The 18150-nt window shown below is 59.1% G+C and carries 19 protein-coding genes; 2 read left to right on the top strand and 17 right to left on the bottom strand.

The annotated features are described in order from the left end of the window. Positions 1 to 19: 19 nt before the first annotated feature. Positions 20 to 532 (top strand): cytochrome b, encoded by a 513-nt coding sequence (locus RHM65_RS03835; protein WP_322167255.1) that lies wholly within the window; start codon positions 20 to 22, stop codon positions 530 to 532. A 52-nt stretch (positions 533 to 584) separates the two neighbouring features. On the opposite strand, the gene RHM65_RS03830 is transcribed toward RHM65_RS03835, so the two are convergent. Further along, positions 585 to 1877 (bottom strand): MFS transporter, encoded by a 1293-nt coding sequence (locus RHM65_RS03830; RefSeq protein ID WP_416195116.1) that lies wholly within the window; start codon positions 1875 to 1877, stop codon positions 585 to 587. A 116-nt stretch (positions 1878 to 1993) separates the two neighbouring features. Here RHM65_RS03830 and RHM65_RS03825 point away from each other — a divergent pair, with 116 nt between their 5' ends. After that, positions 1994 to 2893, top strand: coding sequence for a LysR family transcriptional regulator (locus RHM65_RS03825; protein ID WP_322184263.1), 900 nt, complete (start codon positions 1994 to 1996; stop codon positions 2891 to 2893). 69 nt (positions 2894 to 2962) lie between these two features. Here RHM65_RS03825 and RHM65_RS03820 read toward each other — a convergent pair whose 3' ends face one another. The 16 genes from RHM65_RS03820 to RHM65_RS03745 form a co-directional block, all read right to left on the bottom strand. Beyond that, positions 2963 to 4189, bottom strand: coding sequence for a beta-ketoacyl-ACP synthase (locus RHM65_RS03820; protein ID WP_322184261.1), 1227 nt, complete (start codon positions 4187 to 4189; stop codon positions 2963 to 2965). Further along, entirely contained in the window at positions 4189 to 4917 is a 729-nt protein-coding gene (fabG, locus tag RHM65_RS03815; protein WP_322184259.1) for a 3-oxoacyl-ACP reductase FabG, read from the bottom strand. Before fabG ends, RHM65_RS03820 begins: the two co-directional genes overlap by 1 nt. After that, complete coding sequence (locus tag RHM65_RS03810) at positions 4914 to 5369, bottom strand: hotdog family protein (protein ID WP_322184257.1); 456 nt, start codon at positions 5367 to 5369, stop codon at positions 4914 to 4916. The genes fabG and RHM65_RS03810 overlap by 4 nt, the downstream gene beginning before the upstream one ends. Further along, positions 5366 to 6562, bottom strand: a complete 1197-nt coding sequence (locus tag RHM65_RS03805) for a beta-ketoacyl-[acyl-carrier-protein] synthase family protein (RefSeq protein WP_322184255.1) — start codon at positions 6560 to 6562, stop codon at positions 5366 to 5368. The genes RHM65_RS03810 and RHM65_RS03805 overlap by 4 nt, the downstream gene beginning before the upstream one ends. After that, positions 6559 to 7047, bottom strand: coding sequence for a DUF3261 domain-containing protein (locus RHM65_RS03800; RefSeq protein ID WP_322184253.1), 489 nt, complete (start codon positions 7045 to 7047; stop codon positions 6559 to 6561). Before RHM65_RS03800 ends, RHM65_RS03805 begins: the two co-directional genes overlap by 4 nt. Next, the gene (locus RHM65_RS03795) at positions 7044 to 7790 is read right to left on the bottom strand and encodes a class I SAM-dependent methyltransferase (protein WP_322167264.1); all 747 of its coding nucleotides are present in this window, start codon (positions 7788 to 7790) and stop codon (positions 7044 to 7046) included. The genes RHM65_RS03800 and RHM65_RS03795 overlap by 4 nt, the downstream gene beginning before the upstream one ends. Then, complete coding sequence (locus RHM65_RS03790; protein ID WP_322167265.1) at positions 7787 to 9034, bottom strand: NAD(P)/FAD-dependent oxidoreductase; 1248 nt, start codon at positions 9032 to 9034, stop codon at positions 7787 to 7789. Before RHM65_RS03790 ends, RHM65_RS03795 begins: the two co-directional genes overlap by 4 nt. A 76-nt stretch (positions 9035 to 9110) precedes the next feature. Then, entirely contained in the window at positions 9111 to 11438 is a 2328-nt protein-coding gene (locus RHM65_RS03785; protein WP_322170665.1) for an MMPL family transporter, read from the bottom strand. 25 nt (positions 11439 to 11463) lie between these two features. Further along, positions 11464 to 12066: an outer membrane lipoprotein carrier protein LolA gene (locus tag RHM65_RS03780; RefSeq protein ID WP_322167266.1), complete on the bottom strand. Its 603-nt coding sequence runs from the start codon at positions 12064 to 12066 to the stop codon at positions 11464 to 11466. Further along, positions 12063 to 12488, bottom strand: coding sequence for an acyl-CoA thioesterase (locus tag RHM65_RS03775; protein ID WP_322167267.1), 426 nt, complete (start codon positions 12486 to 12488; stop codon positions 12063 to 12065). Before RHM65_RS03775 ends, RHM65_RS03780 begins: the two co-directional genes overlap by 4 nt. Continuing rightward, positions 12478 to 14025, bottom strand: a complete 1548-nt coding sequence (locus RHM65_RS03770; protein WP_322167268.1) for an aromatic amino acid ammonia-lyase — start codon at positions 14023 to 14025, stop codon at positions 12478 to 12480. The genes RHM65_RS03775 and RHM65_RS03770 overlap by 11 nt, the downstream gene beginning before the upstream one ends. After that, positions 14006 to 14944: a glycosyl transferase gene (locus RHM65_RS03765; RefSeq protein ID WP_322167269.1), complete on the bottom strand. Its 939-nt coding sequence runs from the start codon at positions 14942 to 14944 to the stop codon at positions 14006 to 14008. The genes RHM65_RS03770 and RHM65_RS03765 overlap by 20 nt, the downstream gene beginning before the upstream one ends. After that, complete coding sequence (locus tag RHM65_RS03760; RefSeq protein ID WP_322167270.1) at positions 14941 to 15675, bottom strand: glycosyltransferase family 2 protein; 735 nt, start codon at positions 15673 to 15675, stop codon at positions 14941 to 14943. Before RHM65_RS03760 ends, RHM65_RS03765 begins: the two co-directional genes overlap by 4 nt. After that, positions 15668 to 17347, bottom strand: coding sequence for an AMP-binding protein (locus RHM65_RS03755; RefSeq protein WP_322167272.1), 1680 nt, complete (start codon positions 17345 to 17347; stop codon positions 15668 to 15670). The genes RHM65_RS03760 and RHM65_RS03755 overlap by 8 nt, the downstream gene beginning before the upstream one ends. Continuing rightward, a complete protein-coding gene (locus RHM65_RS03750) occupies positions 17344 to 17889 on the bottom strand; it encodes a hypothetical protein (RefSeq protein WP_322167273.1) in 546 nt (181 codons plus the stop codon). Before RHM65_RS03750 ends, RHM65_RS03755 begins: the two co-directional genes overlap by 4 nt. Next, entirely contained in the window at positions 17886 to 18140 is a 255-nt protein-coding gene (locus tag RHM65_RS03745) for an acyl carrier protein (RefSeq protein ID WP_322170669.1), read from the bottom strand. The genes RHM65_RS03750 and RHM65_RS03745 overlap by 4 nt, the downstream gene beginning before the upstream one ends. Positions 18141 to 18150 lie beyond the last annotated feature (10 nt).

Raw genomic sequence — 18150 nt, 5'->3', positions numbered from 1 at the left:
GGTAGAAATAAGCAGGGTAATGAACATTCAAAAATATTCAAAGCTCATGGTCACCTTGCACTGGATTTCAGCGTTAGTGATTTGTTGGGCGTTGGTCAGCGGCTTTTATACTGGCCTGTTGCCGGTGAACCCGGAGATCAAAAAATGGGTGGCATTCGTTAACGTGTCGGTGGGCACCTTATTCATTCCGGTGTTTATCCTTCGGTTTTACGCTCGACAGACCCACGTCAGGCCCGCGCCCTCCTCAGGCAAGCCGTTCGAGCAACTCACCGCTGCGCTGGTGCAGTCGTTGATCTACGGGACGGTAAGCCTGGTATTGGTGACCGGTGTGCTGATGATGGAACGGCCCATCAATGTTTTTAACGCGATCAGTATCCCGAACCTGATCAATGACCCACGCTGGTTGGCAGCGTTGTTTACTGTTCATGAGGTGGCCTGCGCACTGTTGGCTGTATTGGTCGTGATGCACATTGCTGGCGTGATCAAGCACGAGGTCAGTGGGGCACGGATAATCCAGCGGATGTCGCTTTAAGCGCTGGAACTGGAACGCCCGGCTTCCGGGCGTTTTTGTAGCGCAGGAAACATCAGCCCTGAGCGTTCGTCCCCAATGGCCGCAACTTCGCCAAGCGCAATGCCACCGCCAATGCTGCCACCAACAACACCCCGATGAACGCGCCGATACCATTCCACCCTGCGTAATGCCAAAAAAAACCGCCCGCAGTGCCCGCTATGCTGGAGCCTGCGTAGTAGCAAAACAAATACAGCGACGATGCCTGGCCCTTGGCCTTGATTGCGCGACGGCCGATCCAACTGCTGGCGACGGAGTGCGCGCCGAAGAAGCCGAACGTGAACAACAGCACGCCAATGATGACCATCGACAATGGGTTGAACATCGTTACTGCGATGCCGACCAGCATCAAGACGATGACCGACCACAGCACTTTGCGTCGGCCGAGTTTATCGGCCAATGCACCGATCTTCGCCGAGCTGTAGATGCCCGACAGGTACACCAGCGAGAACAGACCGACTAACGACTGACTCAAATGATAAGGGTCGGCCAGCAAGCGGTAGCCGATGTAGTTGAACATCGTCACAAACGCGCCCATCAGCAGAAAACCTTCGAGGAACAGCCACGGCAGGCCTGCATCACGGAACTGCAAGGTGAAGCCATCAAGCAGGCTGCGAGGGTGCAATGAGCGCGGACGGAAGTTGCGTGATTCCGGGAGAATCTTCCAGAACACCGCCGCAGCGATCATCGCCAGGCCGCCAATGACCAGCATAGCGGTGTGCCAGCTCACATAATCCACCAAGACCCCAGTGATCACCCGACCGCTCATGCCGCCGATGGCATTACCGCCGATGTAAAGGCCCATCGCCAAGCCGATGTGTTGAGGGTGAATTTCTTCACTCAGGTAGGTCATCGCCACTGCCGCCAAACCGCTGAGCGACAGGCCAACCAGTGCGCGCATCAGCAGAATTCCTTCCCACGTCGGCATCAAGGCGCCAAGCAGGGTGAACAGGGCAGCACAAAACAGCGCCGTCACCATCACCGGTTTTCGCCCGAGCCGGTCTGAAATCGGTCCGGTAATCAGTAAGCCGAAGGCGAGCATGCCGGTGGCGACCGACAGAATCAGGCTGCTTTGTGCGGCATTAATTGAATATTCGCGGGACAGCACCGGCATCAGCGGTTGCACGCAATACAACAACGTAAAGGTCGCAAAACCGCCAGAGAACAATGCCAGCACCGTACGTAAAAATAGGGGCGTGCCTTTCTCGATATAGATTTCTTCCAGTGCCTCGATCCCACCACGGACAGGCGCTTGTTGGCGACGTCGGCCATCGGCAATCTCGGAGGGTAGAGCAACAGCAGTTTTCAAAATGACCTCGATGGCGTGTGCGGCAAGCAATGTAAAAAAGAATATAGCTCGCTAATGATTCTTTCCAATATATTGTTCGACCTGTTTGATATTTAAAAAGACCTAATGGTGAGTTCATGGAATTACGTCATCTGCGCTACTTCATCGCCGTAGCCGAAGAACTGCACTTTGGCAGGGCCGCGCTGGCGTTAGGTATTTCTCAACCGCCGTTAAGTCAGCAAATTCAGGCGCTGGAAAAAGAGGTCGGAGCGAGACTATTTGATCGTACCAACCGTCGGGTTGAGTTGAGTGAGGCTGGCCGGTTGTTCCTTGACGAGGCGCGCCTAGTCTTGGCCCAAGTCGGGAAAGCCGCCGATGTGGCGCGTCGTGCCCAGTTGGGGCAGCTCGGTGAACTGAAGATTGGCTTCACGGCATCGGCGCCGTTCAACTCCAGCATTCCCCAAGCGATCTTCGCGTTTCGTCAGGCTTTTCCTGCCGTCCACTTGGCTTTACAGGAAATGAGCAGCAGGGAAACCGCCGAGGCGTTGGTGGAAAATTCGGTGCAAGTCGGGATCATGCGTCCCTTGCCACTGCCGGATTCACTGGTCGCCGTGGAACTGTTCCGCGAGCCCTTGGTGGCGATTATTCGTGCTGACCATCCGTTGGCGGCGGGCAGTGAGAAAGGATTGTATTTGTCCGCGTTGGCTGCGGAGCCTTTCGTTTTTTTCCCCCGAACCTACGGCAGCGGTTTGTATGCACAATTATTGAGCCTGGCACTTCAAGCCGGATTCAGTCCGCAGATAACCCAAGAGGCTGGCGAACCTATGACCATCATTGGGTTGGTCGCGGCAGGACTGGGCGTGACCGTGTTGCCAGCGTCTTACCAACGGATGCGAATCGACGGCGTGGTCTATCTGACGGTACTGGACGAAGGCGCCAACACGGCCGTTTGGCTAGTACAACGCAAAGACCAACATTCACCGATGGCCAAGGCGTTTGTTGAGTTGTTAACTCAACAGGCTGTAGTCCAAGACTAACGTTGCTCTGTGGTTCATCAATCTGTACGAGCCAACAAGTTGGCTCAGATAGGAACCTGCGTGGTCAACTCACGCCCAACGCTTGAATATCAGTGACGTGTTCACACCACCGAAGGCAAAATTATTGTTCATTACGTACTGATTGCTCATCTGGCGCATTTCGCCGCGTAGGTAGTCCAGTTCGCCGCACTGGGGGTCGATAACGTCGAGGTTGAGGGTGTGAACATAACGGTCGCGGTTCATCATTTCGATGCAGAACCACGACTCCAGTGCACCACAGGCGCCCAAGGTGTGGCCAAGAAAGCTTTTCTGCGAACTGATGGGCATGCGCGGGCCGAACAAGCTGTTGGTGGCCAGGGTTTCGGCGATGTCGCCTTGTTCGGTGGCGGTGCCGTGACCGTTGACGTAACCGATCGCGTCGGGCGTCAGGCCTGCGTCTTCCAGGGCCAACTCCATGGCGCGGCGCATGGTGATTTGCTCCGGGCGGGTGGAGTGAGCGCCGTCGGCATTGCTGCCGAAACCGACGATCTCAGCATGAATGTGCGCACCTCGGGCCAAGGCATGTTCCAGCTCTTCGAGCACCAGCATGCCGCCGCCTTCACCGATGACTAAGCCATCACGCGCGCTGTCGTAAGGGCGCGGAGTGGTGTGCGGAGCGTCATTTTTCAAGCTGGTGGCGTACAGCGCATCAAACACCATGGCTTCGGTTGGACACAGTTCTTCAGCGCCGCCGGCGAGCATCAATGGCAGCCGGCCAAACTTGATCGACTCATAGGCGTAACCGATGCCTTGGCTGCCGCTGGTGCAGGCGCTGGACGTGGGAATCAAGCGCCCGGTCAGACCAAAGAAGATGCTGATATTTGCGGCCGTGGTGTGCGGCATCATCCGCACGTAAGAGTTGGCGTTTAGCCCTTCGGCCACTGAATTGAGCAGCATATTGCCGAAGGCTTTGATCTCGTCGGTGCTGCCGGTGGACGAGCCGCAGGCCACCCCCATTCGTCCGTCCCGAATGATCGCGTCGCCCAACAACCCGGCGTCGAGCAGCGCTTGTTCGGCGGCCCCGACGGCCAGCCGCGAGACTCGGCCCATGCTGCGCAATTGCTTACGGTTCCAGTGTTTGGGCACGGCGAAATCATCGATAGGCCCCGCGAGCCGGGTGTTGAGCTCTGTGAAACGGTTCCACTCATCCATCCGCCGAATGCCGCTGCGATTGGCGATGAAATTGGCCTGAATGCTGGCCCAATCACTGCCTAACGAGGTGATGCCGGCCATGCCGGTGACGACGACGCGTTTCATCAGCACAGGCCTCCGTTGACTGCCAAGACCTGGCGGGTGATGTAGGACGCTTCGGCCGACATCAGAAAATTCACGGCACCTGCGACTTCTTCGGGGGTGCCCATGCGTTGTGCCGGGATCATCTTCATCAATTCTTCCACCGGCACGTTTTCGTCGAGCATCGCGGTGTCGATCAAACCGGGCGCGACGCAGTTGACGGTGATCTTGCGTTTGCCCAGTTCGATGGCCAGTGCTTTAGCGGCGCCAATGATCCCGGCTTTCGACGCACTGTAATTGACCTGTCCACGGTTGCCGATCATCCCCGAGACCGAGGTAATGCAGACGATACGTCCCGCCGCACGGCGTCGAATCATCGGCATCATCACCGGGTGCAGCACGTTATAAAAGCCATCGAGATTGGTGCGCATCACCAAATCCCAGTCTTCATCGGTCAGCGCCGGGAACGCGCCGTCCCTGGTAAGTCCGGCGTTGCAGACCACCCCGTAATACGCGCCATGGGTTCCCACGTCGGCTTCGAGAATGGCTTTGCAGGCCGCTCGATCGGCGACGTCAAATTGCAAGATACGCGCGGCGCGGCCCATAGACTGGATTTCAACCTGTACCGCTTCGGCTTCAATTCGACCGTTGCGGCAATGCAGGATCAAGTCATACCCGGCTTGAGCCAGGCGCAGTGCAATGGCGCGGCCAATGCCACGGCTGGAGCCGGTGACCAGTATCGATTCAGTCATGCGGGAACTCCTTCGGCAAGATAGGCGGCGGGCTGGGGCGGGCAGTACACGTTAAGGCGCGCCGTGGCGTGAATGCCGGGGGCTCTCAAGTGGCATTCAAACACGCCCATGCCAGCGTCATCCTGCAACGAGCAAAGGGCGTGGATCGTCAGTTCAGTACCAACGGGAAAATGCTCGACGTTGCATTCGAACTTGCGTGTCCCCAGCAAAAAACCCAACTGCACCGGTTTGCCCTGTTCACGGGCGTGACAGCCAGCGAACGCGGCGATGCTTTGCGCCATGAGTTCGACGCCGACCCAGGCGGGCAGGCTGCCATCGGCGCGGTTGAACAGACCATTAGGGCGCACCGTCAGCCGGGTGTGGATTTGCTCAGCATCGAACGATAGCACCCGATCAATGAGGATCATGTTCCCGGCGTGGGGCAACAGTTCGGCAAGCGGCCAGTCGATCACGAGGCGTCTCCAATAATCAGGCTGACGTTGTTGCCACCGAACGCGAAAGAATTGCTCATCAGTCGACGGGGATGGGCGTGCGTCAAACATTGGCCGGGTTCGACCCACTGTAGCGCGGGTAATTGCGGATCGGCTTGACCGTCCCAAGCGTGCGGAGGCAGAGCGTTTTCGCTGTTTTCAGGGGCCAGGCACAACCAGCAAAACGCTGCTTCCAACGCCCCGGCGGCACCGAGGGTATGACCGCTCAATGGCTTGGTCGAAGAGCAGGGCACGCCGTTGGGGAATACCGCGTCCACGGCGAAACTTTCCATGGCGTCGTTGTGTTGAGTCGCAGTGCCATGCAGGTTCAGATAACCGATGTCTTCGACCTGCAAGCCGGCGTTGCTCAGGGCTTTTTGCATGGCTTCCTGCGCGCCCCGGCCGCTAGGTTCCGGCGCGGAAATATGGTGCGCGTCCGACGTGGCGCCCGCACCCAGCAGAGCAATCGGGTGGGTGCCGCTGGCTTCGCGAGTCATCAAAAACAACACGGCGGCTTCGCCGATATTGATCCCATTGCGATTGCTTGAAAACGGATTGCAGCGTTGTGCCGAGACCGCTTCCAGTGCGCAAAATCCACACAGTGTCAGCTTGCACAAACTGTCGACGCCGCCACACAACACCGCGTCGCAAAGACCCATGTCGAGCAATCGCCGGGCGCTGAGCAAGGCCCTGGCGCTGGACGTGCAGGCGGTAGAAATCACATACGCCGGTCCGCTGAGGTCCAGCCACGCCGCAAGAAAATTCGCCGGGGCGCTAAGTTCTTGTTGCTGATAGTCATAATCGGCGGGGAATACTTGATCCCGCAGGTAGGCGGCGAGACCACGGCTGGCTTCATCGATCCCTGAGGTACTGGTGCCGAGAATCACGCCAATCCTTGACGGGCCGAAATGTTTGATCGCCTGCCGAATCTCGTCCTCGATTTGCAGCGCGGCGGCCAACAACAGCTGATTGTTGCGGCTGCTGTGCTGGGCCAATTCGTTGGGGATAGATGGCAGCTCACCTTGAACAGCCCCGACTGGGAAAGAGCGCCCAGTCACCCAACCGCTGTCGTCACGCATGCCCGAACAATCACCCGAAAACAGCGCGCGAGCGACGTTGGCCTTATCAGCCCCAAGCGCACAGATCACGCCCAAGGCGTTTAGGTAGGCCGTCATGGGTTGGCCTCGTCATCCAAGGGGCTGACGTGATACGCCACGCCTTGATCCATCCGTACATCGAATACCAGGGGCAGACGGTACTCAACGTGCCAGCGGCTGCCAAGGTCGCGCTGCCCGGCATTAATTCGCGCTGCTGGGTAGTTGCTGCGCAATTGGGCGGCAGGGGTCAGGGCAAACAGCAATGCAGCGAACAGTTCTCGGGCTTGTGGGTTGGGCGGCAACAAACCGTCAGCCTGCCACGTACCGTCAACCAAGCGTTGGCGCGCGACCGGGATTCCGAGCGGGTCCATCAACGACCAACGCAGGCCGCCGCTTTCCTGTTGGATCACCAACAACCAGTCCTGACGCTGCTCAGCCTGTTCGCGCAAAATATGCAGTTGCATCGGCAGCGCCAGTTGCGGCGAATGTTCAGGCAGCGGCGCTGGGCTGGCGCAGGCACACAGCAGCAAAAAGCCAAGGCTGAGCAGTAGACGACGAATCATCCGGCAGCGCCTTGCACGGGTTTGCGCGCCACCACGTTGACCAGGGTTTCATCGCGCTGACCAAACGGCGCCGGACGCTTCAGTCCGAAACGCTCCAACAAACCGAAATCTTTGGCGCGACTCCACCACAGGTACGGATACGAGACGTTTTGCGGGCCGAACTCAAATCCCTGGCCGCGGAGCATTTCCAGGTACTGCGCCGCGCTTTTCTGTACCTGCATAGGGTGGCGAAACAACCAGCGGATGACCCAGGTATCGATATAGGCCTTGGTCGATTCGGCAAACAGTAAATAACCACCCGGTTTCAGCACCCGATAGAACTCGGCGAGAGCTTTTTCCTGCTCCACCAGATGGTGAAACGTCTGATGGCAAAACAACAGATCTACGCTGGCGTCCGGCATTGGCAACTGCGCACAATCGCTGCCGGTGAGCTCGACGCTGATACTGCGTATCTGAGCTTCAGTCCGGCTCAGTGTCAGGCTCCGCGGATCGGCGTCCACCCCCAATAACCGCGCCGGTGAGAACACCTCTTTCAAGCGCTGAAATGATTTTCCCTGACCGCAACCGACATCGAGCAACACTGGGTCGGAGGGCGGAAGCGTGCCCGAGCCGTCATTGAACAACCGGCGCAGATCGTTAATCGCGACGCGCAGGACATGATGCTGCCAGGTGTGGCTGCGCAGAAACCATAAGCCGAAACGAGTTTCCTCGACGTAGGTCTCGCTGAAATTGTGGGCGCTCATTGGGCGCTGCTCGCGCAAATTTGCGCAATCATCCGCAAGCGGCGCTTGGGTTCACTGACAAACGGGTTGCCTTCGTCCCAGGCATAACCGGCGAGAATCGAACTGATCATGCGGCGGATCTCCGGGGAACTGCCAGGATGGAAAATAACGTCCTGAAAACTGCCGTCATACCAACCCTCGACATAGGCGCGGAAGGTGTCCACGCCACGTTTCAGTGGCACAGCGAATTCGCTCTCCCAATCAACGGTTTCGCCCTGCAACTGACGTTTCAACACGGCCGCGGCCATGCTCGCCGAACGCATGGCGATGGTCACGCCAGACGAGAACACCGGATCAAGAAACTCAGCGGCGTTGCCCAGTAAAGCGAAGCCCTTGCCGTGCAAGGATTTTACGTTGGCAGAGTAACCCTCGATGGTCCGTGCCGGCGTGTCCCACACAGCGGCGTGCAGCAGGCGTTCCAGCTCGGGTGCTTCGGCGATAAACGCTCGCAGGCACGCATCGAAGTCTGCGGGTTTGTCTTTGATCTTTTCGACCGCCCCGACCACGCCCAGTGAACAGCGGCCATTGCTGAAGGGGATCAGCCAAAACCACACGTCGCGATGTACGGGGTGGGTGGTGATGAGAATTTTCAGGCGGTCGAAGCGTGGGTCATCGATACGGTCTTCGATGTGGGTGAACACCGCATGGCGAACCGGAAAGCTCGACGGTGCTTCGAGGTCCAGAAAGCGCGGCAACACGCGGCCATAACCGCTGGCATCAAGGACAAAATCTGCCTCTACGCTGTACAGGCTGCCGTCTGCACGACGCGCTCGAAGGGTGGGTTTTGCCGCGTCAAAATCGACGGCGATGATTTCTTCCTGATAACGGATTTCCACGCCTTGCAGTGCGGCCTGATCGGCAAGCAGCTTGTCGAAGCTGGCGCGCTCTACTTGAAAGGTGGTCGGTTTGCCGTTGCTGAATGTGTCACCAAAGTCGAAATGGGAGCAACGATCTCCCCAGGCAAAGGCCGCGCCGTTCTTCATTTGAAACCCGGCCGCGTTTACCGCGTCGAGCATGCCGGCTTCTTCGACGAAATCCAGGCAATGGGACAGCAGGCTTTCGCCAATGGAAAAACGCGGGAAAAGCTGACGCTCAACGACCAGTACGTCGTGACCCTGGCGTTTCAACAGTGCAGCGGCAATCGCGCCGGAAGGCCCAGCCCCAATGACCACAACTTGGCGTCGCTCCATTTCAGCTATTGGCACAAAGGCTCCCTTGCCTGTTCGGCATTCTTAATGAAAGTTCGGTACATGCCCGCCAAAGCAAACAGCAGCACGCTCATCATACGGCGGCCTCGCTAACGGTTTTGGCATCCGCTTGACGGCCGGCCCATGGCGCGAGCATGAAGCTGAAAGCCAGACCGAGACTCACCGACAAACCAAAATTGCTCACCGCAGGCGTGCTTGAAATCGCCAGTAAACCAAACGATAGCCATGTGGTGACGGCCGCCAGGAGGGTCCCGAGCAGGCTGACTGCCGCACCGCCGATCTGCTCCCGCATCAAAATCGCGTAATCGACACTGATGGCCGTGACCAGCAGCAGTCCGAACACGCTGAACAGGGTCAGCGGTTGGCCCATCCAGCCGAGGCTCGCCAAGCTGCACAGCGCGGCCAGCAGTGGCAACGCGATGATCCGCAGCGCGCCCTTGAGACCAAACGGCAGAATCAACAGCAGTGCGATCAGCGCGCAAGACAGCAGTTTCAGCTCCGCCGCACTGATTTGCGTGGCGGCAAACACGCTGTTCAAGTCGCCGAGACGATCAACCAGTTGCACGCCTTCAATGTCTAGCGCCTGCACGCGTAACAAATTAGCGTCGTTCAAGCCGCGCAGGCTGACCATGCCTGCGACGCCATCAGCGGTCGACCCCAGCCATAATGTGCGCCACGGTTCGCCCAGCGGTCCGGCCAGTGCGGCGTCGATGTCTTGGTCCGGCAGCATCTGCAGCCGCGTCAGCTCCGCTTGAAGATTGGCTTGGGGAACACCGAGGTCAATCAGCGGTTGCCAAAACAAGGGCAACTTACCCAACGCATCCCGCACCTGGTGTTGTTCGCAAGGTGAGCTCAGCAGCTGGTTCAGCGATAAGTAACCCTGCAACTTGTCCAGGCTGACCAGTTGATCGAGGCGCTGGCTTAACTCGGTTTGCCTCTGCAGCAGTTGCTGTTGATTGGCGGCGCGCACCAAATAGAATTGACTGGTGGGTTGATAACCGGTGATACGCGCAATGGCCTGCGCTTCGGCCAGCAGTTGCGGCGGCGCGCCGATCCATTGGCGAATGTCGTTTTTGGTGGTTAATTGCCACAGCCCGGCGGCACAAAACACCAGCAACAGCACCAGCAGAACAGGTGTGCCAACGCGCCGAAGCAGGGCCTCACGCCAGCTCATCAAGCGTTCGGCGACACGTAATGGCCATTGGGCCGGACGCAGTTCGAGGGTGTTGAGCATCGCCGGCAACAGGCACACGGCAGTCAAATAAGCGCCCACGAGGCCGGCGGCGGAGAACACTGCGATCTGCGTCAGTGCTGGAAACGGCGTCCAGGCCAAGGCCAAGTAACCGATGCAACTGGTGACCAGGCTCAAGCTCAGGCCTCCCACTGTAAGGCGCAACGCCGGCCAGCTTCGCCAGGGTTTCATGCTCCAGCTTTTCGACAGCGAGTGCAGCGGGTAATCCACTGCCACGCCGATCAGGCTTGAACCCAGCACCAGCGTCATGACGTGCATATGCCCGAACAGCGCGACACAGGTCACCGCGCCGAACAGCATGCCAATTACCACCGGCACGAATGCCAGCAGCACCCGCCAACGACGGAAGGCCAATAACAGCAATAACAAAATTCCGAAGGTGGCGCCGCCGCCCACCCAGGTAATTTCGCGAGTGGCTTGGCGCTGACCGTTGGCGGCGTACAGCAGGCCGCTGGCAGCCAGCAGTTGCGCATCGGTTTGATGGGCCTGCACCCGCGCGGCGCTGAGCAAGTCCGCGACCTGCATCGGCAAGTGCATATCAAACGCATTGCCCGTGGTTCTGGCGCGCAGCAATACCCAGCTTTTGCCATCTGCGTTGGCGATCAGGGCACCGCTGCCGATATCGAGCTGCACCGAACCATGTTGCGGCTGGCTGTTTTGAATGCGTCCGGTCAGGCCAAGCCAGTCATCCTGGCTGGCGACCAGACTGAAGCCGGTGAACGGGTCAAATAGGCTTTCCACCCGTTGCTGAATAAACGCTTGGGGTTGATTGATCAACTGGCTGCGATCTGTCGGCGACAACATCGCCAATCGCCCTTGCAGCAATTGTTGGCGCGCGCCCGGCAAGTCCGCCTGGAGGTTCCATTGGACCTTTTCGAACAGGCCACTGGCTTGCCATTGTTCACCGAGTTTTTGCGCGAGATTGATGGCCTGTTGGCGGTCGGCGTGCCCGACCAGCACCAGCATTTCGCGGTTGAGCGGCTCTTGCATGCGCTCTTCGGCGCGCAATTCCAAGGCGTCTGGGGTTGATCCGGGAACCAATTCCATCAAGTTGGCCGACAACGGAGGACCGTCGCGCCATTGCCAGCCTGCCAGGGCCAGTACCGCCAGCAGCACGATCAGGAATAAACGCGGCAGCCAATATTCCATCAATGTGTGTTTAATCGGTTCGCGGCTAGTCAACAAAGTCGTGGTGCTCCGCGTCGCTCAGGCCCGTTGCGCTGGTACTGTCGATCATCCGCAACAACGTGCTGTCGCCTTGGGTTTCCAGCAGTTCAATGCGCTGCACCAGTTCGCCGCCGTCAATATTGATCTGCTTGAACACTTGTTGCAGCAGCAGTGAGCGCGGGGTCAAGGTCAGTTGCCATGCTTGAGCGTCACCTTTTAGCTGCAAGTCAAAATCACGTTGCAGGCCGCTGCTGTCGCCTTGCAGCACCGCGAGGAACAACCGGTTTTGTTCCGCTCCGGCGCTCTTGTTGGGCAACAGTTGCCAGCCATGGGCATCACGCCGGGCGATCCCGACGGTATTGATTCGGTAGTCCTGTTTCAGCGGGGTTGCCAGCAGCCAGAGCAGGCCGAAGTCTTTGGCCAAGACGAACTTGCCTTTGCTGGTCAAGGGTTGCGGCAGGGCGCGTAGGTGTTTTTCCTGAATGAAATCACCGTGAATCACTGAAGGCTTACCCAGCTGCGCGCTGAGTTGTTGCACGTCGAACGCATTGGCCATCTGCGACAGGCCAATCAGCGCCACAGCGCAGAGCATTTTTAAAACGACAGTCATGGCAGCGCTCTCAATACCGCATCGATAAACACCTTGGGCGAGGCCAATTGCATCTCGCGGCTGGCAACTTCCACGGCCACTTGAACCGTGGTGGCGCGTGTCAGGCGCTCACCGGTCACGGCGTCGGTGATCAGGTAATTGATCTTCAGGCGGTTCTCCCACTCAATCAGGTTGGCCCGGACATTCAGCCGCTGTCCAAACACCGCGCCACGCACGTAGCGCAGTTGCAGGTCGATCACTGGCCACGCATAGCCCGACTCCAGCATCTGCATGTAGTTGTGGCCGAGTTGATCGAGCAGTGCGCAGCGGGCGACTTCCAGGTATTTGATGTAATGGCCGTGCCAGACCACGTTCATCATGTCGATGTCGAAAAACGGCACCACCACTTCGGTGTCTGCGTGAATCGGGCCCTTACTGCGCATGCAGCCTCCAATGCCGATCGCCGATTCGCTGCAGGCACAGGCGCAGTTCGCGCTCCAATGCTCGGTCTTCGATGACCGGAGGAAAGTCTTCCTGCAACTGCTGGTGCATGGCCGCCAAGGCCGGGGGCAATGGCCGTGCGTCTGCTGCCTGACTGCGCAGCCACAGGCCTTGGTTCGCGGCGATCAAGGTGGCGGCCGCGACCTGTTCGGTCAGCTCCAGCACCCGAATCGCGTCGCGGGCAGCGATGGTGCCCATGCTCACTTTGTCTTGGTTGTGGCATTCGGTGGAACGTGAGAACACGCTGGCCGGCATCGTATTTTTCAAGGCTTCGGCGGTCCAGGCGCTGGTGCCGATTTGTACCGCTTTGAAGCCATGGTTGAGCATCGCCCGCTCGGCGCTGGCGCCGGACAAGTTACTCGGCAGGCCGTGGTTGTAACGCACGTCCACCAACAGCGCTAATTGCCGATCCAGCAGATCGGCGACGTTGGCCACTAGTGTTTTCAGGCTGTCCATGGCAAACGCGATGTGGCCGCCATAAAAGTGCCCGCCATGCAGCACGCGCTCGTCTTCGGCGTCGATGATCGGGTTATCGTTGGCGCTGTTCAGTTCGATTTCGATGAACGAACGCAGCCAATTCAAGCTGTCGGCCAAAACCCCCAGTACGTGTGGCGCGCACCTTAGCGAATAGCGATCCTGTAAACGGTGCAGTGGCGCGGTGGGTGCGTCGATGGCCAGGTCCTGGCGTAACCAGGCGGCGACTTGCATCTGCCCAGGGTGTGGTTTGGCGGCGAACAGGCGCTCGTCAAAATGCTCGGGGTTTCCTTCCAGCGCGACCACGTTCATGGCCGTGATGCGCGTTGCCAGCTGCATCAAATAGTCAGCACGGGCGAACGCAAGGCAGGCGATGCCGGTCATCACAGCGGTGCCATTCATCAGCGCCAGGGCTTCTTTGGGCCGCAGCACTAAGGGATCCCAGCCCAACTCACGATGCACATCGCTGGCTTCACGGCGTTCGCCGCGGAACATCACTTCCCGCTCACCGGACAAGGTGGCGGCGACGTAGGACAGCGGGGTTAAATCGCCGCTAGCGCCTACCGAGCCTTCTTCCGGGATCAGCGGCAGAACGTCTTGGTCGAGAAATCCTTGCAGGCGTTCAAGCAATTCGACGCGGACCCCGGAAACGCCTTGGCACAGCGATTGTAAACGCGCCGCCAGCACGGCGCGGGTGGCTTGCGCATCGAGCATTTTGCCCAGACCACAGCCGTGGAACGTGTACAAATGTCGCGGCAGCGCCTCGACGTGATGCAGCGGCACCGCCACCACGCAGGAATCGCCGTAGCCGGTGGTCACGCCATAGATCACGCCTTCTTTATCCAACAGAGAATCAAGAAATTGCGCGCCTTTGGCAATCCGCTGGCGAAAGGCAGCATCACTTTGCAAGCGGGTCGGCACTTGGCGGTTGGCCAGCGCCAAGACTTCTTCGATCTGCAACGGCCGTTCGCCGAAGGTTACCGATTCAAGCGCTTGGGTCGTCATGGGTTTTCCAAAAAGGGTAAAAGTTGAACCACTGCTGTGGCGCCTCAAGGCAATAGAAACCGAGGCGGTCGGCGTAGCGCTGAGTGTGTTCGGCGATTACTTGCTGGCGGTCGCTGCGGCGCCATTGAATGGCGTCGGCGAACGGTTCGAGAATGACTCGATAGCCACGGGCGCCTTTCAGGCAAAAAATCAGGTTGATCGGGCATTTCAATAACCCGGCCAACAGCCACGGGCCTTGTGGGAACAGGGCTGGTTGGCCGAGGAAGTCTACTTGCACGTTGCGCCCGCCGTGCAGGGCAACGCGGTCCCCCGCGATGGCGAGCCATTCGCCACGGTCCAGGCGTTGGCTCAATTGGAGCATGATCGCCGGGTCCAGTTCGCTGACTTGAACCAAACGCAAATGGGTTGCGCCGGCTTCACCCAGCAGTCGATTGAAGTGCTCCGCATGCTTGGTGTGCACCAACACGTTCATGGTGACTTTCTCGCCCAGCTCGGCCAGTGCGCGGCAGACCTCAAGGTTGCCCAAATGAGCACCCACCAGCATTTGTCCGCGCTTGCCGCGCAGTTCTTGGCGTAATAACGCGGGGTCGACGATTTCGATGTGTTCGACTTTGAGTGTGCCGTTCCACATGTCGAGCTTGTCCAGCAGCGAGTCTGCAAACGCCATGAACTGCTTGAACACGCGCCAGCGGGTGGGGCGCAGTGCCGCTTGGTTGCTCCAGTCGGCCAAGTGTTGCTGGTATTGCCAAGCACTTGTTTGCGCGGCGCGGCCGAACAGGAAGAAGTAAAAAACAATCCCGTGCAGGACTGGGCTCAGTACCCGCCGGCCGAGATGACGCACGGCCCAGGCGGTCAGTTTCATCAGCAAAAAACTGCCACGTTCCCGGTGGTCGGCCCAATGCCGTTTGGTGTCGCTCATGGTAGCCACCTTCGCCAGAGGATCAATGGCAGCCGCGCCAACATTCCAAAGAACAGCTTGGCGTGCATTTTTGAAATCAGCGCATTGTCGTGGAGCAGTCGGAAGTGCGACACACCGTCTTGGGGGTAATGCACCCGAACCGGCAACCAGCGCATGGGTTGGTTGCGCCATGACAGGCGCACGATGATTTCCGTATCGAAGTCCATGCGCTGACCGATCTGCACAGAGTCCATCAGGGTGAGCACCGGCGGCAGTGGATAGATCCGAAAACCACACATGGAATCGATAATCTGCAACGACAGGCTATTGATCCAGACCCAGACGTGGGTCAGATAGCGTGCATACAAACGACCCTTCGGCACACTGGCGTCGTATTGCGGGAAGCCGCAGATCAGCGCCTGCGGATGGCCGCGTGAAGCCTCCAGAAACAGCGCCACATCTTGCAGGTCATGTTGCCCATCGGCATCGACCTGTAACGCATGGCTGAATCCCAAACGCGCCGCTTCGCGAAATCCGACCATCACCGCACCGCCTTTGCCCTGATTGGTAGATAGGCGCAACAGATAGACGTCGGGTTGCTCTGCCAAAGTCTGCAGCACAGCGGCGCAACACGGATTGCTGCCGTCATCCACCAGCACGCAGGCCAAGCCGGCGCTTAACAGTTTCTGCACGACCGCAGACACCGCGTGTTCGTGGTTATAAACCGGGATCACCGCGCACGGGTTATGCATGCGCCGCCTCCAGCAAAATCCGGCCACTGGCGCAGGGGGCATCGGCGTTGCGGTAGGTGAAATACAATTTACTGCGCTCGGCATCGAAGCGCAGGGTCAGGGAAATCTCATCGCCGGGGCGTACCAGTTGCTGGAATTTCAACACTTCCATGCCGGCAAATCGGGTCGGAAGGTCTAACAGCCGTTGGCCCAGGCTCAGCGCCCAATCCACTTGCACCACGCCGGGCAGCACCGGGATCTGCGGAAAGTGCCCGCTGAAATACGCCAGGTCGGGCGGGATAACCAATTCCACGCGCCATTCACCGTCTACCTGCTGCTCACTGAGCAGTTCGGGCGCCAGTGGGCGAGGGGCGCGCAGTAAGGCGTCGACGTCAGCCTGAGGCAATTTTCCTTGAGCGTTAAAGGGCAATTGGCGCAGCAGCCGCCAGCGACGGGGCAGGGCGATGGCTTCGCAGTGCGGGCGCAAATGCGCGCGCAGTCGCTCGGTCATTGACCGCCGACCTTGGTTGCGCAGGGCATGCAGGCCGCTCGGACTGAGCACCAGCAACGCCCCCAGCGACGCCCGATTCTCTTGAACCACGCCCAGACGGGCCTCGCTAACCCAGCTGTGAGTTTCCAGCGCGCGCTCCAGCAGTGGCAGGGAAATACGCTTCTCTTCCAGTTTGACGATGCGGTCCAGACGGCCCAACAGCTCGAAACGACCATCATTGGCGAAGCGTATGGCGTCGGCGGTGTGCTCAATGTGCCCGGTTGGCAGATACGGTGACTCAATGCATAGCGCGCCATCGTTGTCTTGGCTCAGGTTCACGCCCTCAAAAGCTTGCCACAGGTTGTCGCCCTGACGCCAAGCAATGCCGCCGGTTTCCGAACTGCCGAAAATCTCGGTCGGCCATTGTCCCAAGCGTTGGTGCAGGCTTTGAGCTGCCTCGGACGGCAAGGCGCCGCCGGATGAAAATACCCGTCGCACGGCGCTCAATCCCGGCCAGTCCAGATTGTCGCCCATGCGTTTGAGTAGGGCGGGGCTGGCGACCCAGGCAAATGCCAGGTGTTCTTGGCTGGCGCGCTGCAAGTCTTCGGGGAATGGCAGTTGATGGCGGACAAAGGTGCGACCGGCACACAGCGGCCACAGCAACCGAAACAGCAAGCCATAGATGTGTTGCGTCGCGACGCTGCCGACGATGCAGGCGCTCCCAAGGTCTGCGCCCCACAGCCGCTCCAGCGCGTCGACTTCGTTGGCCAACTGCCGCAAACGCTTTTCGATCAGCTTCGGCTCGCCACTGGAACCGGAAGTGCACAGGCTTAGGCTGCACGTGTCCAGATTCAGCAGAGCAGGCGATAACGGTTCAGCCAGCAGATCGTTCAACCGCGTGTCTTCGGCCTGATCGGTTAACCACAGATCAACCTCGCTCGACCAGCGCGCCCGGGTCGGCGCTTGTATGTCGGCCGGCATCAATACACTGACCCCGGCACGCCAGGCGCCAAACAGCGCCACGGCCAACTCGCCCGCATCGTCCAGATGCACCGCCAAGCGCTTTATGCCTCGGGCCTGTAAACCGGCAGCAAGGCTCAGCGCTTGTTCGAAAAAGTGAGCGTGATCAAGGGCGGGGGCTCGCGTCAGGTCACGGCCCGGTGTAGCGTCGAGCAACAGACGCTCAAGGGGTATCCACTTCATGCGCGGCCTCTTACACGCTGGCGTACTAACCACTCGCCAGCAAACAACAGGCCCATCAGCCCGTATGAAATCAATCCGTTGTACAGCGTCCACCAACTGAGCGGCGCCCACAGGGTCAGTGCGCTCGCGATCAGCCCGTTGCCGAGAAAAAACAGGCACCAGATTTTGGTCACTGTGCGGGTGTAGCGGACGGCGATGTCAGATAATTCTGGGTCGGTCAGGCGTGCCAAACGCTCAACTATCGGCATGCCATAAATCAGGCTTACGCCGAACAGAATCAACATGAACCCGCTGCTCAGCATCGGATACCAGCTCAACAGCGCGGGGCTATCGACGACCCCCAATAACAGGCAGAAACCGATGGCAACCACCGCCATCCAAAGGCTGCCGGGTCTTCGTTCGCCGGTCAGCCCACGGAGCAGCCACAGGCAACCCAGAAGCAAGGCGAACTGCCAAGGCGCGATGTGGCCCAGACCGAAATAAACGGCGAACGGGTACAACATGCCCGCCAGCAACAGCACCAGGCCGATCAGCCGACTCATGCGGCGGGGTGAACCAGGCGATAGACAGCCTCGACCACATCGTTGACGGTGCGTACGGCTTTGAACTCTTCGGCAGCGATTTTCTTGCCGGTTTTGCGTTTGATGTGATCAATCAGGTCAACAGCGTCAATGCTGTCGATTTCCAGGTCCTGATACAGGTTGGACTCCAGGGTGACACGCTCGGGCTCAAGTTCGAACAGCTCGACCAGCGCAGTGCGCAGGGTTTCAAAAATGTCTTCGCGGGTTTGCATCACGTGCTCT

Origin of the sequence: Pseudomonas sp. CCI4.2, from assembly GCF_034350045.1 — a bacterium.
Classification (GTDB): domain Bacteria; phylum Pseudomonadota; class Gammaproteobacteria; order Pseudomonadales; family Pseudomonadaceae; genus Aquipseudomonas.
Note: the sequence above shows the minus strand (reverse complement) of the source record. Positions and strands in the feature narration are given on the sequence as shown.

Excerpts from the sequence above, each read along its gene's own strand:
- RHM65_RS03805 (WP_322184255.1), bottom strand. The coding sequence starts at position 6,562 with ATGACGGCCTACCTAAACGCCTTGGGCGTGATCTGTGCGCTTGGGGCT.
- RHM65_RS03795 (WP_322167264.1), bottom strand. The coding sequence starts at position 7,790 with ATGAGCGCCCACAATTTCAGCGAGACCTACGTCGAGGAAACTCGTTTC.
- RHM65_RS03745 (WP_322170669.1), bottom strand. The coding sequence starts at position 18,140 with ATGCAAACCCGCGAAGACATTTTTGAAACCCTGCGCACTGCGCTGGTC.
- RHM65_RS03775 (WP_322167267.1), bottom strand. The coding sequence starts at position 12,488 with ATGCGCAGTAAGGGCCCGATTCACGCAGACACCGAAGTGGTGGTGCCG.
- RHM65_RS03785 (WP_322170665.1), bottom strand. The coding sequence starts at position 11,438 with ATGGAATATTGGCTGCCGCGTTTATTCCTGATCGTGCTGCTGGCGGTA.
- RHM65_RS03780 (WP_322167266.1), bottom strand. The coding sequence starts at position 12,066 with ATGACTGTCGTTTTAAAAATGCTCTGCGCTGTGGCGCTGATTGGCCTG.
- RHM65_RS03800 (WP_322184253.1), bottom strand. The coding sequence starts at position 7,047 with ATGATTCGTCGTCTACTGCTCAGCCTTGGCTTTTTGCTGCTGTGTGCC.
- RHM65_RS03825 (WP_322184263.1), top strand. The coding sequence starts at position 1,994 with ATGGAATTACGTCATCTGCGCTACTTCATCGCCGTAGCCGAAGAACTG.
- RHM65_RS03835 (WP_322167255.1), top strand. The coding sequence starts at position 20 with ATGAACATTCAAAAATATTCAAAGCTCATGGTCACCTTGCACTGGATT.
- RHM65_RS03755 (WP_322167272.1), bottom strand. The coding sequence starts at position 17,347 with ATGAAGTGGATACCCCTTGAGCGTCTGTTGCTCGACGCTACACCGGGC.
- RHM65_RS03820 (WP_322184261.1), bottom strand. The coding sequence starts at position 4,189 with ATGAAACGCGTCGTCGTCACCGGCATGGCCGGCATCACCTCGTTAGGC.
- RHM65_RS03750 (WP_322167273.1), bottom strand. The coding sequence starts at position 17,889 with ATGAGTCGGCTGATCGGCCTGGTGCTGTTGCTGGCGGGCATGTTGTAC.
- RHM65_RS03760 (WP_322167270.1), bottom strand. The coding sequence starts at position 15,675 with ATGCATAACCCGTGCGCGGTGATCCCGGTTTATAACCACGAACACGCG.
- RHM65_RS03765 (WP_322167269.1), bottom strand. The coding sequence starts at position 14,944 with ATGAGCGACACCAAACGGCATTGGGCCGACCACCGGGAACGTGGCAGT.
- fabG (WP_322184259.1), bottom strand. The coding sequence starts at position 4,917 with ATGACTGAATCGATACTGGTCACCGGCTCCAGCCGTGGCATTGGCCGC.
- RHM65_RS03770 (WP_322167268.1), bottom strand. The coding sequence starts at position 14,025 with ATGACGACCCAAGCGCTTGAATCGGTAACCTTCGGCGAACGGCCGTTG.